The following is a 16,228-nucleotide window of genomic DNA, read 5'->3' as shown; positions in this document are numbered from 1 at the left end:
TCTCCTTGCAGTAAAAATGTTGTATCCAAAAAACTACTCACAAAATTCAATAGCTTAGACTTTTACTTAATATCATATATCCCAGAGAAAACTTCGATTGCTGATCCTGTCATCATCACGGATTCATTGGGTCTATACTCGATATGCAATGTCCCAAGCTTAACCTGAACATCTACTGTGTCTTCTGTAAAGTCATTCAAATAGGATGCAACCACTGAGGCACAGCACCCCGTTCCACAGGCCAGTGTCGCACCAGCGCCACGTTCCCACGTTTTTACTTTTATTGTATGTTTATCTATGACTTGAACAAAGTTCACATTGGTGTTTTGAGGAAATTTATGATGTTTTTCAAGTTTCGGTCCCAATACACTGGGATCAATTGCCGTGATATCTTCGACAAAAAGCATCGTGTGCGGCACGCCCATCAAAACACTGGTAATTTTGTATTCCTGCCCCGCCACGTCTAAAATTTCATCAATCACTTGCCCCTTAGGACCAATCATCGGGATCTGATCACGTTCCAAAATCGGCTGTCCCATATCTATCGTAATTTGTTTTACTCTCTGGTCAGCAATTTGCAGGCTTGGCTTTATGATACCCGCTTTTGTTTCCACAGAAAAAGTCGTTTTTTTCAAAATATCATGTTCATAAAGATATTTGGCAAAGCAGCGAATACCATTACCGCACATTTCAGCTTCACTGCCATCGATATTAAGAATCCTCATTTTTATATCAGCAATGGTTGATGGTAAAATGAGCAATATACCATCTCCACCAATTCCTGTATTCCGATCACATAAAATCTGTGCTAGCTTGACATAATCCTGCTGTGTATCAGCTAGCTGATTTAGTATGATAAAATCATTGCCTAGTCCATGCATTTTTGTAAAATTCATAAGTAACAGCCCTCTCTATAAGTTCTTGTTTACTCATTAGTATAGCAAGCTATATTTGCAATAAAAATAACAATAATGCTATTAATATTGTAAATATAGCTAAAAAGAATGACAATCAAAATCGTATAGACCGACTTTGATTGTCATTCTTTTTTTATTATATTTTATACAGGCCCAACTTGTATCTGCTGATAAATCCATTCAAGACATGGATCAATATGATTCTTATAGTCTTGAAAGGTCACTTCTTTTACTACATCAGGTTCAAAGGAAAGCTGCGTCTCATCTTCAATAAGTTTATAATACTGCGTCGAGTAACGTATCGCAAGACCTGAACTTGCCAAAGAGAGGTATTTGACTTCCCCATAACAATTCGGCTTGCCACCGGTGGCTTCACCGATGAAAATCGCCGCAGAATGATACTTTAGATAATAGACATTAAGCAGCGCCGAAGAAAAAGTATCCCTTCCCACAATGACAAATAAATGACCTTGTTGATTAAGCCGCTTAAATTTTCCCAGCCAATGGAGAAAATCTTTTAAAAGTTCCGAGTTTCCACCACCATTATTCCGCAAATCGATAGCGAGGTACTGAATTGTCAGATTATCTTCAAGTCTCTTGATGAGCTTACTGGAAAAATATTCTACTGTATGTTCTGTCATGTTTTTACATTTATTGTAGTTAACATATAAAAATCCTTTGTCTTCGGTCAAGTGACTCCAATAGTATTGATCCGGGTGTTGTCGATACAAAGGTAGTGCGACAATTTCCTGCTTCTGCTCTGTTAAAACATCCTGCCAATCTTCATACTTGATCGCATGTACCTGGCAATCGATTATTTTTTGCTGATCCGTTTCGACTTGAATGGTTACATGATGCAGATCATCAATGATACCCAGCCCAAATAAAATATCTGTACAAATCAAATATTCTGGCAACTGTGCCAGCACAAAGCTTTGATTTTCATGCGAAATTACCTGTTCCAGTCGTTTACAGATAGAGGAAATTGTTTCACCATTGATTGCAATCAATTTTTGCCACAGCAAGTTTTGGCAGGTCGGCATTGCCGCTACAACAAACAAACCTTCCTGAAAGCAATACACTTCGATTGGCAGCCTGTTATAGCGTGGTAAAACCACCGCAGTATGAGCATCACCAATTGTTGCGACAATTTTAGCAATTTCTATAACAATTGTGTGTATGTCCAGCCGCGCACTTTTTTGTTTAAGTACATCAATGCGACTAAAAAACTCTTTTTTTGTTTGCTGAAAAAATAAATTTTTGTGCCAGTTTGGTAAGTCAACAGCTAGTTGTGTTAAATCGCTTGGCCAGTTTATAGGAGGCATAATCATCACCCTTCCGTCAGCAGTATACGATCATGCATACTTTTATTATGTGATTATCACATATAAGAATGACTGATTTTGACAACTGCATTATAAGTTTTATTCAATACCAAAATATCTGCTTGAATTTTTTTTTTCAAATCAGCATCTGAATATTTAAAACCAAATACAACTACGACATCAAAAATCAAATTAAATCCATTACAGCTTTTTGTGACTCTGAAATCATGCATATGGATACTTTCATCAATTTTTGCAATTACCTGTGCTACCGATTCTCGCATAAGGACTAGTTTTGGATTATCAATAATAATCGGATCCATATGAATCGTCACTTCACAGCCGCAGCTTCTACGCAATTTATATTCGATACCATCAATCAGTTCATGCGCTTCCATCATATCCATAGAAGCTGGCACCTCAACATGTAATGAAACAAAGCGGCGTCCAGGTCCATAATCATGAACAATTAAATCATGCAGACCCACAACGATAGGATTCGCATTGACAATCTGTTCAATGGCTTCAACAAAATCGGCATCCGGCGCCTGCCCCAATAAAGGCTGCAACGTATCTTTCGCTGTCATAATACCCGAATAAAAAACAAAAAGTGCTACACCAATTCCAGCAAATCCATCTACATTGATACCAGTAAAATAGTAAACCCCCATTGCTATTAAAACGACAGTTGTCGCAACACAATCACTCAAACTATCAACGGATGTAGCTTCCATTGCGGCTGATTTAATTCGTTTCCCCAAATTTTTATTAAAAGCAGCCATCCAAAATTTCACTACAATTGACGCAAGCAAAATTCCACCAGAAATAAAGTCCACGGTAATTTCTTCCGGCGAAAAAATCTTTTGCAGCGATGTACGAAACAGCTCTACGCCCACCAATATAATTGCAATGGAAATAAATAAACCAGCTAAATATTCGATGCGTCCGTGCCCAAAAGGATGTTCAAAATCAGGCGGTTTTTCGGCCATTTTAAAACCCAAAAGCGTCACAACCGATGAACCTGCATCCGACAAATTGTTAAATGCATCTGCGACAATAGATACCGCGCCACTCAATAGCCCTGCTGTCAATTTGAATACAAATAGGAGGATATTGGCTATTATTCCCACGCTGCCTGCCAATATCCCATAACTTGCCCGAACTTTTGAATCATGAATCTGTTCATAATGCGGAACAAATTTTTTAATTAATGCCGTTGTCATATATAACTCCTTCAGTTTTTATCATTTACAATCTTTAATGTTTTGATTTCATCTAATAAAGAATTTATTTTTGCATCTTGATAAACCAGATGATCCATAATTATTTTAATTTCTACTTCTGCTTTTTTATTAATTTCATAATCTTGTTCCGCCATCAAGCGATCTTTTTCATTTTGCCGATTTTGGCTCATCATCACAACAGGACCCGTATAAGCCGCTTGAAAACTCAATGCTAAATTAAGCAAAATAAATGGATAGGGATCCCACGATACAAAAAAATCAGAATTGGTGCCTGCCATATAAACTAAATAAACATTAGCCCCCATCCAAATAAGTATAATCGCACTTTGAAAAATAATAAACGGCCAGCTTCCAACAATTTGCGCCACTTTATCAGCTACACGCTGCCCTCTGGTACCTTTTTTTTGAAATTCTTCATTTACATTACGCACAGCCGCATGCTCATGTTTATAGATTGCTGCCGGACCTCTTAAAGTATCCATATATTCTCCTTTTTTGCACCTACACGTTTTATTACGTTATGCTTTTATTTAGTTATCGGTTTATAAGCTAACGCTTCATCAATAAAAGATCTTGCCACTTTTTCAGAAATTTGTACCACAGTTTCTGGTGGTAAATTTTTCTTTTTAGTGAGTAAATCCGCTCGATACTTTTGGTATAAGAATTTTTGTTCATTGCAATTCGCTTCCAGCATCTGTAAAGCAGTCAAATCTGCCTCAGCAAGCTGTTCAAACAACTTTAATTGCGGAAGGCATTCCTCTTTATCTTGCTTTGGCAATTGGGTCTGTAAGTTTTCCGAGGCAGTTTTCATGTCAAAAAAATCTTGTTGCAATAGATTGATATCAAAGGAGCAGTCTTGTCCCGTTTGTAATTTTTGAAACAATGTATCCATGTGTTTTCTTACAGAGGGTGCATCCGCCAAGCCCACATGAGCCCAGCTATTTTCCATGCGCCTCGAATGGTAAGCAAAGATTTCCATTGCCTCTGCCTGTTTACCATATTGCGCTGCAATCGCCTGCTGCCATGCTTTATTATAGTCATATTGCTTTGGGTTCCATGCATAGTCAGCTCCCGTTGCCAGGGTGATTTTCGATAAGTTAGCATATTCCATGGGATTCATAATAAACATCTGTAAGTTTGCTCCAGCCTTATCATCAATCCCCGTAATCGGCCCCAAGGCCAGTTTACTTTTTAGATAATCTGAAACTGGATAATTCCACCAAACAGCTACCTTACGTTTATAGATATCTTCCACCTTCTGCAAGGCCTCGCTTGATATGCCTTCACAGACAACGCCTTCGCCTGTATACATCACAACAATATCTTTCGATAGGTTCTTAGAAAAATCCGCTGTATAGGACTTCACGTGATTATTTTGTATCATATCCGCTGTGTAGTATTCAGTTGGCACCGTGAGCAGCGGATTTATATTTTCATGTTTTTTCACAAAACGTTTATTCACTTCATTCAATACATAGGCTTGCTTTGCACCATCTTTATTTTTAATATCATCAAAATAAACCGCAAAACTATGCACTCCCATATTATAAAGTAATTCAAATTTATTCAGCAATAACTGCAAGTCCTGTTCTCCCGCTTTGCCATCAAAAACCATATTTAAACCCGGTGATAAAGCAAAAATAAAATCAACATGATTTTTTTCAGCAGCTGTAATAAGTTCTTGGAGTTGTTGCATTTCAACTTTCGGATATGGCTCACGCCATTTTTCGCGATGATATGGATCATCCTTTGGAGCATAAATATAAGTATTTATTTTCTGTTCTCCATAAAAACGGAACTGATCCAACCTGTCTTTTTGTGTCCACGGCTTCCCATAAAACCCTTCAATAACACCACGTTTCTTGATGATTGGATAATCGCAAATCTCTCCGTTTGGCACCTTTCCCGAAGACTTTGTCAAAAGCTGTGAAAATGTCTGCATTGCATAAAAAAGACCATCTTGATCGTTTCCAACTAAAGAAACCTGTTTTAGCTTATCATTGATCAAGATTTTATAACCCTGTTCCGGGAAATATTCCCCCATCTGCTGATGCGAAATATTTTCTGGCAATAAATCAAATCGGGTACCCAAATAAATCGTAGGATATTCAATGTCTGCCTGTTTGCAGCCTTTCATACCATTTTCCTCTAGAATTCCGATAAAACGATTTTTCGTATCATCATCCACTGATTTTCCAAATACAAGCTGGACCGCTTTACCTAAGGTCAACGTTCCGTCTTGTATTATAAAAGACTGTGGTGATGGCTGCAAACTAAATGTTGTGTCCATGGCTTTTACATCTCCTGTCATAAAGAAAATACAAAGAACGAATAAACCGCCAGCGATAGATTTCCAATGCACTCGATGCACCTCCATTGTTGTTTTTCTATTTAAAATTTTACCATAAAATGAGTCTGTAAACTTGCTTTTTTGAAAAGAAAAAATGCCGACCTCATTGAGATCGGCATTTTTATGAAAATCTTATTTATTAAAGATATTTTTGATCGCTTGTTTATTCACATCTCGATTGAGTTGTGCTAAATAAGTTGTCAATTTAATATTTTTAGGACATACTTCAACGCAGTTTTGGCTATTACCACAACTCGTGATACCGCCTTTTTCCATCAATGCGTCCAAACGTTCTTCTTTATTAAATTTACCAATTGGATGTAAATTGAATAAATGAGCTTGAACTGTAGGCGCAGGTCCAATAAAGTCAGATTGTGTTCCAACATTAGGACATGCTTCCATGCAGCAACCGCAAGTCATGCAATGAGAAATTTCATAAGCTGTAGCAGCTGTTTTTGGGTTCTGAATTGGAGCATCTTTAACTTCCCATGAACCATCAACATTAACCCAGCCCTGAATGCGTTTGAGACTTTCAAACATTACAGAACGATCAATAAGAAGATCGCGAATAACAGGGAAAGTACGAGCTGGAGACAAACGAATCGGTTGTTCCAAATGATCAATAAGCGCTGCACAAGCCTGTTGAGCTTTGCCATTGATAACCATCATGCAAGCACCGCATACTTTTTCCAAACAATTACATTCCCAAACAATTGGACGAGTTTTTTTACCGTCTTTTGTTACAGGATTTTTCTGAATTTCCATTAAAGAAGCAACAACATTTAATGCTGGACGATAAGGAACTTCAAATTCTTCTGTATAAGGAGCACTTGTAGGTGAATCTTGTCTTTCAATAATAAAATGAACTGTTTTTTTATCTGCCATTCTTATTTATCCTCCTTCTTAGCAACAGCGTAGTTACGAGGACGCGGTTTAATCAGTGAATGATCAAACTCAATATAGCTAATTTTTGGTTCACTCGTTCCTAAGTCAAAGTCAGCAATCGTAGTTTTCATGAAACGTTCATCATCACGTTGTGGGAATTCTGCTTTATAATGAGCACCACGACTTTCATCGCGCATACGTGCAGATTTTGTTACAACAAGTGCATAAATGATCATATTACGAAGCTGTCTTATAAACATTGCTTCCTGATTTGCCCATCTGCTTGTATCCGTTACACCAATATTGTCCCAACGTGCAAGTATTTTCTTTACTTCATCGAAACAATAGTCAAGTTCTTTATTGACACGTACAATTGTAACGTATTTATTCATAAGATCGCCCAGTTCATGATGAAGTTCATGAGCGTTTTCTGTACCATCCATCTTAAGAATCGCTTCGAATTCATCAACACATTCTTGTTGTGCCTTTGCGAGATCTTCATCTGTAAGGTCAGAACCTCTTTCGCCTTCATATGCCCAGCGCATAGCTTCCGGACCAGAAACTGTTCCTGAATAAGCTGCCGAAAGCAGAGAATTAGCACCTAAACGGTTTGCACCATGGTACTGATAGTCACATTCGCCCGAAGCCATAAGCCCTGGTACGTTTGTGTTATGTTTTGGATCTACCCAGATACCACCCATTGAATAATGGACAGATGGATAAATCTGCATTGGAACTTTACGTGGATCATCACCAACAAATTCCGAATACATTTCCAAAATCCCGCCAAGTTTGCGTTCAAGATAATCTGCATCAATATGGGAAAGATCAAGATAAACTCTGTTTTCACCATTGATACCAAGGCCTTGATTCACGCAGACATCATAAATGGCACGAGACGCAACGTCACGTGGCACCAGATTACCATATGCAGGATACATTTCTTCAAGGAAATACCAAGGCTTACCATCTTTATAAGTCCATACACGGCCGCCTTCACCACGACAAGCTTCCGACATCAGACGATTTTTGTCTGTACCCGGAATAGCTGTTGGATGAATTTGAATAAATTCAGTATTCGCAAGATGCGCACCCTGCTGATACACAGCCGATACTGCTGAACCGTTACAAATTGTTGATGCTGTACATCTGCCAAATACCATACCTGGACCGCCAGTTGCCAGAATCGTTGTATCACCGCGAAATGCCTGGATTTCCATCGAGTTCATATTCTGAGCTACGATACCACGGCAAACGCCTTCTTTATTTTTTATAACTTTAATGAATTCCCAGAATTCATATTTTTTAACATTACCTTTAACTTCCCATTTACGAACCTGTTCATCCAAGGCGTAAAGAAGCTGCTGGCCTGTTGTAGAACCAGCGAAACATGTACGTTTATTCTTTTGTCCACCGAAGTTACGAAGATCCAAAACACCTTCTGCTGTACGTGTAAACGGTACACCCATACGGTCAAACATCTTAATAAGCTTAGGTGCTGCATCTGTCATGCCTTTAACAGCCGTCTGATCAGCCAGGAAGTCACCACCATATACGGTATCATCAAAATGTTCCCATATACTGTCGCCTTCACCTTTTGTATTCATGCAGGCATTAATCCCACCCTGGGCACATAGTGAATGCGAACGTTTTACTGGACAATATGAGAATAAATCTACATCGCCACCAGCTTCACATATTTTCAGGGCAGCCATTAAACCGGATAAACCGCCACCTACAACAATAATTTTCTTTTTATCTTTCACGTAGGTCCTCTCCTTATTTCTAAGATTTTATGAATTCAATTATGCAAGATAGCTACTCATAAAGATTAATGTAACAACCGTTAAAAGAGCACATAATGCCATAGCGCATTTATTAACAACGGATTGCGCGCGAGGGCCTTTTGCAATACCCCAAGTCATTGTAAAGGTCGTTAAACCATTGCAGAAATGGAAAATCGCAGCAACCATACCTAATGTATAAAGTACAAATACGATAGGATTGCTAAAGTAACTTTGCAATAATTCATAACTGATTGGTGTACCGCCACCTTTGACCATGATACGAAGATAAACAACATGCCAGATCAAAAATGCAGCAACATACCATGCAGTCCATCTTTGTAGCGCAAACTGCCAATTACGTGTGTAACCATATTGGCTGGGATTGTTTTTCCCTTGTAATGCGATATAAGCACCATAAAGTCCATGAAATAAGAATGGAATTGCAAGCACGCAAATTTCTATTGGGAGCATAATATCATGCGGAATTGCAGCAAGTTCTGCAACAGCATCATTGAAAAGTTTTGGTCCACCCAAAACTTTTGCGTTAGTGATGACATGTTCTAAAAGGAAAAATCCGATTGGAACTATCCCACATAAGGAATGTAAACGACGAACATAAAAACTAGTGTGACTCATGCTTAAACCTCCTATATTTTTCTCTCCCCCGAAGGGGAAAAACTTTTATAACCTACGGTAAGGTGCTTGACCCATTTCGTAGAAATTATTACCTTCAGAATCAATGACAACAATTGCCGGAAAATCAACAACAGTAAGCGCAGCTACTGCTTCAGGACCAAGTTCAGGATAAGCGAGAACTTCGTATTTCTGTACTGATTTCGCAATTAAAGCAGCGGCTCCGCCAACTGCTGCAAAATATGTAACACCATGTTTTTTCATAGATTCAACAACTTCTGGTGTTCTAGAACCTTTACCAACCATCCCTTTAATTCCCTGATCAAGCATTGTAGGCGTGTAGGCATCCATACGGCCAGATGTTGTAGGACCACAAGAACCAATTGGATCGCCAGGTTTTGCCGGTGTAGGACCAAGATAATAAACAATCTGATTATTCCAGTCTACTGGTAATTTTTCACCGCGAGCTAATGCTTCGGTCATCACTTTATGAGCAGCATCACGAGCACTGATAATTGTACCAGTAATCAATACACTGTCACCAGCTTTTAATTTACGGGACTGTTCTTCCATCAAAGGTGTAGTAATACGAATTTTTTCAGCCATTTTCTCTTCTCCTCCTATTATAATACACGTTCTGAGTGACGCATTGCATGACAGCAAATTGTTACAGCAACAGGCAAACCAGCGATATGTGTAGCACCCCATTCAATATTAACAGCAAGAGCTGATGTTGTCCCACCAAGTTGTGGTCCAATACCAGTTTTGTTAATAAGGTCTAACAATTCCAGTTCCAATTTTGCATAGTCAGGATGTGCGTTACGAACATTGGTCGGACGAATGAGGGCACGTTTGGACAATACTGCTGCTCTATCCATAGTACCACCGATGCCAACACCAACAACCATTGGCGGACAAGGATTACAGCTTGCATGTAAAATAATATCAAGCACAGCTTTTTTCACGCCTTCTACACCATCGGCTGGGACAAGCATTTTAATATCAGACTTATTTTCACTACCGAAACCCTTCGGTGCTAACTGAATTTTGATTTTATCACCATCAACGATTTTTGTATAAATAATCGCCGGTGTATTATTCTGGGTATTTTTACGATTAAACAAAGGTTCTTCTACTACGGATTTACGAAGATACCCTTCTGTATAGCCTTTTGCTACTCCAGCATTGATCGCATCCTCTAAACTACCGCCTTCAATATGAAGGTCTTGCCCTACTTCAACAAAAATAATAGCCATACCAGTGTCCTGGCAAATAGGTCTATCTTCTGCTTTCGCAATTTCAGCATTTTTGATAATTTGATCCAGAACATCTCTGCCGACCGGAGATTCTTCAGTTTCTCTGCCTTTTTTCAAAGCATCATACACGTCTCCCGGTAAATAATAAGCAGCTTCTTTACACATTTGCGCTACTTCTTCGGTGATCTTTTTTACTTGGATTGTACGCAATGTAAACCCTCCCAAAATATAATATATAATACACTCATAGGCTTCATAATACCACATTTTCCAAGTGCTTTCAACTTATTCTAAGCCCATATTGGAACGTTCAAAAAGATGAATCCTGTTCGTTTATGAAGCTGTCTACAAGAAATATTCATTCTCCAGACAATCCTTGACTTTTCGCTTAAAAGTAATATTCAAAAGTTATTAAACGATAAATATAAAACATACAAAAATATTTTTCTATTAATGAGATTAATATTCTTATTAGTGATCGATACGAAATATTCCTGCCAATCATAATTGTTTTTTATACGTAAATTATAAATTTAAGGTAAAAACAATACTTCAACTGTCACAACTTGTTTTTCAATACGTAATTTCATAAAAGAAGGTGCGCCAAAATAGGGCCGTGCCACACTACCAGGATTTAAAACCAGTACATCACCATAGTGTCTATTTTCAAGTATATGGGTATGACCATATATAGCAATATTTACAGCCTGCTGTTTTGCTGAATCCACTAACAAATGAGTATTTAATTTCACTTCATAGCGATGTCCATGCGTAAGCCAAAGTTTGAGGCCATCTGCTTCAATAAATTCATCTACCTCAGCCTGAGGATTTGGCCAATCACAATTACCAGCAACAGCAATCGTCTGGATACCAGTCAAAGTTTTTAAAAATTCTGCGTCTGTACAGCAATCACCAGCATGCAGCCATAGATCAACAACACCGATCTTTTTTACCGCTTTTTCAATTGCCTGATAGTCGCCATGACTATCGCTCATTACACCAATAATCATTTTATATAAACCGCCAATTTTTCCGCCATCCCTTTCAATGCTGCACCGCGATGACTGATTTTGTTCTTTTCTTCAATTGTAAGCTCAGCTAAAGTTTTTTTTAAATCTTCGATATAAAATAATGGATCATAACCAAAACCGTTTGTTCCCCGCTGCTTGGCCAAAATTGTGCCTTCACAGCAACCATCACAAGTCAGTACTTCACCATTTGTGTCAACGAAAGCTAAAGCACAACGAAATCTGGCACTTGTATGATGACCCTGCACTTTTTTAAGTTCAGCTAAAAGCTTTGCATTATTCGCTGCATCATCCCCATGAATACCGGCATATCTAGCCGAATATACACCGGGAGCACCATCTAAAGCATCCACTTCTAAGCCCGAATCATCCGCCAAACAGGAAAGTCCTGTGTATTTAGCATAAAAGTGTGCTTTCATGACTGCATTCTCCTGAAAAGTTTTTCCCGTTTCAACGGCATCGGGAACGTCTTTAAATTCCGCGAGCGATATGACTTTTATATTCATTGCCGCAAAGGCTTTTATAAACTCTTTGATCTTACCTTGATTTTTTGAAGCGATAACAATCTCTTTCATGGCTCACGGCCCACACGCCAAACAAGTTCGCCGCCTAAAACATCTTTTTGGTAAGAAATTAAATCGTTGATTCCCTGCTCTGCTTTTTCTAAAAGTTCATTGAGTTCGCTGCGTGAAAACGGTCTGCCTTCGCCCGTTCCCTGTACTTCAATAAATTCACCATTTCCAGTCATCACGACGTTCATATCTACAACCGCCTGTGAATCTTCTTCATAACATAAATCAAGCAACGTTGTATTTTCTTTGGTAACACCAACACTAACCGCCGCCAAAAAATCTTTCACGGGAAATGCTTTGCCCGGATTATAAACCGTTTCCAGTGCCTCTACCAATGCCACAAAAGCACCCGTAATTGATGCAGTCCTCGTCCCACCATCAGCCTGAATAACATCACAATCAATCATAACCGTGCGTTCCCCGAGTGCTTTCATATCAATCACACTGCGCAAGGACCGACCAATGAGACGCTGAATCTCATGTGTTCTGCCAGTAACTCTGCCACGCATGGATTCACGAGGATTACGCGTCTGTGTCGAACTTGGCAATAATGAATACTCAGCCGTTACCCAGCCTTCTCCGCTGCCTTTCAAAAAATTTGGAACTCTTTCTTCGATCGTCGCCGCACAAATCACCTTTGTGTTACCTACTTCTATTAATACGGAACCCGCCGGATGTTTTAAATAATGTCTTGTAATTTTAACCTTGCGCATCTCATCAACTGTACGCCCATCTAATCTTTTCATCTGAATCCCCCGAACTGTATTGAATGTTTCTTTACTCATTTTCATTTTATAACGTCATACAAAAAGTATCAATTAAAATCGTTATCAAATTAACGAAAATACCATTATTTTTTCTAAGTCTGGAACAACACCTTATATTTTTTTGTTTTTTCCAGAACCAGACACAAATAAGAAGGGATAGATTCTATCCCTTCTATAAAAATACGGTTTGATTATCAGCCTTGATACTGTTTAAAATTCTTAATAATAACGATTGGTGTTTTCTGTGATGCATTACCAAATGGATTATCAATCAACAGATGTGCCACTTTATCACCATCTACTCCATCTGTAACCCCAACAATACGTGAGCGTTTCAAATCATTCACATCTGCGATGACCGCACCAAAGCAGCCTAAACGTTCTTGAAGTTTCTTCACTACCACTTGCGGATCTTTCGGACCGTATACGATGTACTTATCAAATGGCGGCATGGTCCCTGTCACATCATCGATCAAAGCTGCTTGTTCACCACCAAATTTATAGAACACACCATTTTGACCAATTATTTTTGCTAAAAATCCAAGGATTAAAGCAAACGTCACACGCCATTTCCCTTCAATATCCATCAAAGACTGCATTCCATGTGGACTGGCAAGACTTCCGTAATCCGGGATAAACCGGCAAAGCAGCTGGGCCACACGTGAGATCGTCAAATCTTCAGGTCTGACAATACGACCTTGTGTGATTGCTACAACACTTTCGGCTACAGAAATAACATCATTTTCGCCGATTTTCGCTCCTGCATATTTTTCAACTATATCAATAATATCATCTTTATCTGTTAAGATGCGCGTTGGCACCGGAATAATTTCAAGATCCGCCATGATTCATCGCTCCTTCTATTTTGCTAAAGTAACACCGACAAGTTTTGCAATATCCTCGGCTTTTAAAACAATACGTTTTTTGGTAATAGCCCAAGGTTTACGTGCTGCATATTGATAAACAAGATCAACCGGCAAATCAACCATATCAACCAGTGCTTCTTTAATATCAGCTGTTTTACGAGCTGTAATCTTGATTTTAACCCATACATAGATAGATTCTTTGCGTTGAATCAAGACCGCTTCAAAATAATCATCTTCACGCGGTGCCCCATCCAGTTCTGCTTTTGCTTCAACCTTTACACCATCAAATTGTTCATAAGGCAGCAAGCTTCTCACATAACAATCCATAATAGTCCCACACTGTGTGCCAATATTGGCAAATTCTACTTTCGTACTGACCGTTACACTGTCTTTTGTTAATTCATCCACAACAAATGGAGTATGTGCATCCGTCCGCACATCAATAATAGCATCCCCTTCACGCAGGAGAAATAATTTTACGAATAGGACGATTACTATAATAATTCCAATTAAGCCATATAAAAATTCCACGATAGTGCCTCCAAAAATTCTTTAGTCATCGACTCTGTCCATAATTTCCCAGATCAATGCATTTAAATTCTGCTTTATTCGCGTTCAAGAATAAACTCACCAATTCTCAAATCAAAAATTCCGATTGGTGCATTGTTATCCATTGCACCACCTCCTCATAACAATTGCTGAGCAAAAACCTCGACAAACCCATTAACTTAATTATACTCAATTCCAGCATCATTTCAAAATTTTATTTCAAAGCAGCCTGAAGTTTTGTATAGTATTTTTCTGGTAACCGCGTAATTTTACCAGTTTTCTTATTTGTAAATACATTTTGTGTATGCCCTTCAACTAAAACAGCACCATCGGCTGAACGAATAATTTTATAATCAAAAGCCATTTTAGCCTGCGTAAGTGCTGTTGGTATCGTTTCAATGACAAGAACATCATCGAATTTTCCTGGCAACAAATATTTACAACTCACCTCGGTAATCGGAAAAACATACCCATCATTCATTAATTCATCTAACGTAATACCTGCTTCGCGCAAAAACTCAACACGTCCGATCTCAAACCAACGAATATAATTCGCATGATGAACAACCGCCATCGCATCTGTATCATAAAAATTCACTTTGATTGTTGTTTGTGTTGTCAAACCGCATCCTCCTGACTTATCTATCAGGCATTCCAGGCAAAAATAAAAAGGCCCTCACAAAAATGATCCAAACACATTTTGTAACAGTCTTTTCTACTAGGCCATTCTACCTGATGCATTATCACATAACTTATAGACTAAAACAATTGATTAATAAAGTCAAGGACTTCTCTATCGCTAAGAGGATTTTTGCCGCTTCGCAGCTCCATCTATAAAAAAATCAACGATCCTTTAAATATGACTTAATCTTTTTTGTTTACAATTTTCGCATAAAGCAATATAGGTTCCCACAGAGCCAACTTCAACAATATCGTCTTTCGTATTGCTGTCGAGGCGGAAAGAATACATCGCTTCTTCGCCACAATCCACACACACAGCATGTAATTTTTCAACATACTTAGCTTTGCAGGCAAGTTTCGCCACAATCGGCCACGGTTCTCCCGAAGCATATAGATCTAACCCAGCAACAATAATCCGTTTGCCCTGTAATATAAGCTGATCAAGGATAGGCAATAAGGATTCATCAAAAAATTGCACTTCATCGATACCTACTACATCATATTGCATTTTGCTGACATAAGTCAGTATCTCTTCCGGTTTATTAATGTTCACTGCTTCAATCGATCCGGGAATTTTATTAATAATTTTATGAAAAAAAGACCCTTTACCGACATCATATTTTGCTTCTGCTAAGGACTTTAACATAAACTGTTTCACTTTATTATTTTCATGTGTCATCACACGAGACAGTTCATACCGGTTATCCATCATCGGTTTAAATAAAATATAACGTTGACTAGCGATTTGGCAGCGTTTCAATCGGCGAATCAACTCTTCTGATTTACCACAATACATACTGCCAAAAATCAGCTCGTACCACCCAACCATAAATCCACCTCTGTTTTCTATACGTTTTAAAATAAAAAGCCCCTATAAGCGTAACTTATAAAGCAACGTCTATAAGGGCAGAATCTTTAAAATGGTGCGCCTGAAGGGGTACCATTCATGATGCAACCAATCATCAATACAAAAAAATGATCACGTAATGTCCTTATTGCTTAAATTATTTTATCATATTTATACTATAAAGACAAAAAACAATTCTTCTGAAGATGGAACGATGGTTGCAATTGTAGTGAGATTTATTTGTTCCCATTTCTATCAATAATTATATTTTTTATATCAGTTCAATTATCAAAGATAGTGTATCTCTTATTTCGTCCATAAATACTGCTTCATTTAATTCTTGTAATAATTCGCTTGCTGAAATCATTAATTTGTTCACTTCAAGCACCTTCATACTCATACTGCTATTTCCTATTATATCAAAGACGATTATATATTTTTTAAAAAGTGCATTCCAATGCACCTGCATAAAAAATCACATTATCATACGACGCATTCGGTTTTTTCTCTGCTGTTTTATG

Annotated in this window: 17 protein-coding genes; all 17 read right to left on the bottom strand. The window is 38.2% G+C overall.

Going from position 1 to position 16,228, the window contains the following annotated elements:
- Positions 1-62: 62 nt before the first annotated feature.
- Positions 63-896 carry a diaminopimelate epimerase gene (dapF, locus tag BMY14_RS11590; protein ID WP_091831891.1) on the bottom strand — a complete coding sequence of 278 codons (834 nt, stop codon included), beginning with the start codon at positions 894-896 and terminating at the stop codon, positions 63-65.
- A gap of 164 nt (positions 897-1,060) precedes the next feature.
- Positions 1,061-2,242, bottom strand: a complete 1,182-nt coding sequence (locus tag BMY14_RS11585) for a S41 family peptidase (RefSeq protein WP_177177570.1) — start codon at positions 2,240-2,242, stop codon at positions 1,061-1,063.
- A gap of 56 nt (positions 2,243-2,298) precedes the next feature.
- Complete coding sequence (locus BMY14_RS11580) at positions 2,299-3,465, bottom strand: cation diffusion facilitator family transporter (protein ID WP_091831887.1); 1,167 nt, start codon at positions 3,463-3,465, stop codon at positions 2,299-2,301.
- 11 nt (positions 3,466-3,476) lie between these two features.
- Positions 3,477-3,968, bottom strand: coding sequence for a DUF1003 domain-containing protein (locus tag BMY14_RS11575; protein WP_091831885.1), 492 nt, complete (start codon positions 3,966-3,968; stop codon positions 3,477-3,479).
- A 44-nt stretch (positions 3,969-4,012) separates the two neighbouring features.
- Entirely contained in the window at positions 4,013-5,848 is a 1,836-nt protein-coding gene (locus BMY14_RS11570) for a glycoside hydrolase family 84 protein (protein WP_177177569.1), read from the bottom strand.
- A gap of 120 nt (positions 5,849-5,968) precedes the next feature.
- On the bottom strand, positions 5,969-6,721 hold the full coding sequence (gene sdhB / locus BMY14_RS11565) for a succinate dehydrogenase iron-sulfur subunit (RefSeq protein WP_091831881.1): 753 nt from the start codon (positions 6,719-6,721) through the stop codon (positions 5,969-5,971).
- A 2-nt stretch (positions 6,722-6,723) separates the two neighbouring features.
- Positions 6,724-8,436 carry a succinate dehydrogenase flavoprotein subunit gene (gene sdhA, locus BMY14_RS11560; protein ID WP_245741395.1) on the bottom strand — a complete coding sequence of 571 codons (1,713 nt, stop codon included), beginning with the start codon at positions 8,434-8,436 and terminating at the stop codon, positions 6,724-6,726.
- 90 nt (positions 8,437-8,526) lie between these two features.
- Entirely contained in the window at positions 8,527-9,144 is a 618-nt protein-coding gene (locus BMY14_RS11555) for a succinate dehydrogenase/fumarate reductase transmembrane subunit (protein ID WP_091831877.1), read from the bottom strand.
- Positions 9,145-9,189: 45 nt separating this feature from the next.
- Positions 9,190-9,747: a Fe-S-containing hydro-lyase gene (locus BMY14_RS11550; RefSeq protein ID WP_019555433.1), complete on the bottom strand. Its 558-nt coding sequence runs from the start codon at positions 9,745-9,747 to the stop codon at positions 9,190-9,192.
- A 17-nt stretch (positions 9,748-9,764) separates the two neighbouring features.
- Positions 9,765-10,607: a fumarate hydratase gene (locus BMY14_RS11545; protein ID WP_091831874.1), complete on the bottom strand. Its 843-nt coding sequence runs from the start codon at positions 10,605-10,607 to the stop codon at positions 9,765-9,767.
- A gap of 323 nt (positions 10,608-10,930) precedes the next feature.
- The gene (locus BMY14_RS11540; protein WP_091831872.1) at positions 10,931-11,407 is read right to left on the bottom strand and encodes a YfcE family phosphodiesterase; all 477 of its coding nucleotides are present in this window, start codon (positions 11,405-11,407) and stop codon (positions 10,931-10,933) included.
- Positions 11,404-12,000 carry an XTP/dITP diphosphatase gene (locus BMY14_RS11535; protein WP_091831870.1) on the bottom strand — a complete coding sequence of 199 codons (597 nt, stop codon included), beginning with the start codon at positions 11,998-12,000 and terminating at the stop codon, positions 11,404-11,406. Before BMY14_RS11535 ends, BMY14_RS11540 begins: the two co-directional genes overlap by 4 nt.
- The gene (gene rph / locus BMY14_RS11530; protein ID WP_091831868.1) at positions 11,997-12,743 is read right to left on the bottom strand and encodes a ribonuclease PH; all 747 of its coding nucleotides are present in this window, start codon (positions 12,741-12,743) and stop codon (positions 11,997-11,999) included. Before rph ends, BMY14_RS11535 begins: the two co-directional genes overlap by 4 nt.
- A gap of 215 nt (positions 12,744-12,958) precedes the next feature.
- Entirely contained in the window at positions 12,959-13,609 is a 651-nt protein-coding gene (locus BMY14_RS11525) for a coenzyme F420-0:L-glutamate ligase (RefSeq protein ID WP_177177568.1), read from the bottom strand.
- Between the two features lie 15 nt (positions 13,610-13,624).
- The gene (locus tag BMY14_RS11520; RefSeq protein ID WP_177177567.1) at positions 13,625-14,161 is read right to left on the bottom strand and encodes a hypothetical protein; all 537 of its coding nucleotides are present in this window, start codon (positions 14,159-14,161) and stop codon (positions 13,625-13,627) included.
- Between the two features lie 232 nt (positions 14,162-14,393).
- Entirely contained in the window at positions 14,394-14,801 is a 408-nt protein-coding gene (locus BMY14_RS11515; protein WP_091831864.1) for an acyl-CoA thioesterase, read from the bottom strand.
- A 231-nt stretch (positions 14,802-15,032) separates the two neighbouring features.
- The gene (locus BMY14_RS20550) at positions 15,033-15,689 is read right to left on the bottom strand and encodes a thymidine kinase (RefSeq protein WP_091831862.1); all 657 of its coding nucleotides are present in this window, start codon (positions 15,687-15,689) and stop codon (positions 15,033-15,035) included.
- Positions 15,690-16,228 lie beyond the last annotated feature (539 nt).

This window comes from Propionispira arboris (assembly GCF_900109225.1).
In the GTDB taxonomy this organism is placed as follows: Bacteria; Bacillota; Negativicutes; order Selenomonadales; family Selenomonadaceae; genus Propionispira; species Propionispira arboris.
The sequence above is the reverse complement of the archived record's forward strand: the minus strand, read 5'-3'. Positions and strand labels throughout refer to the sequence as shown.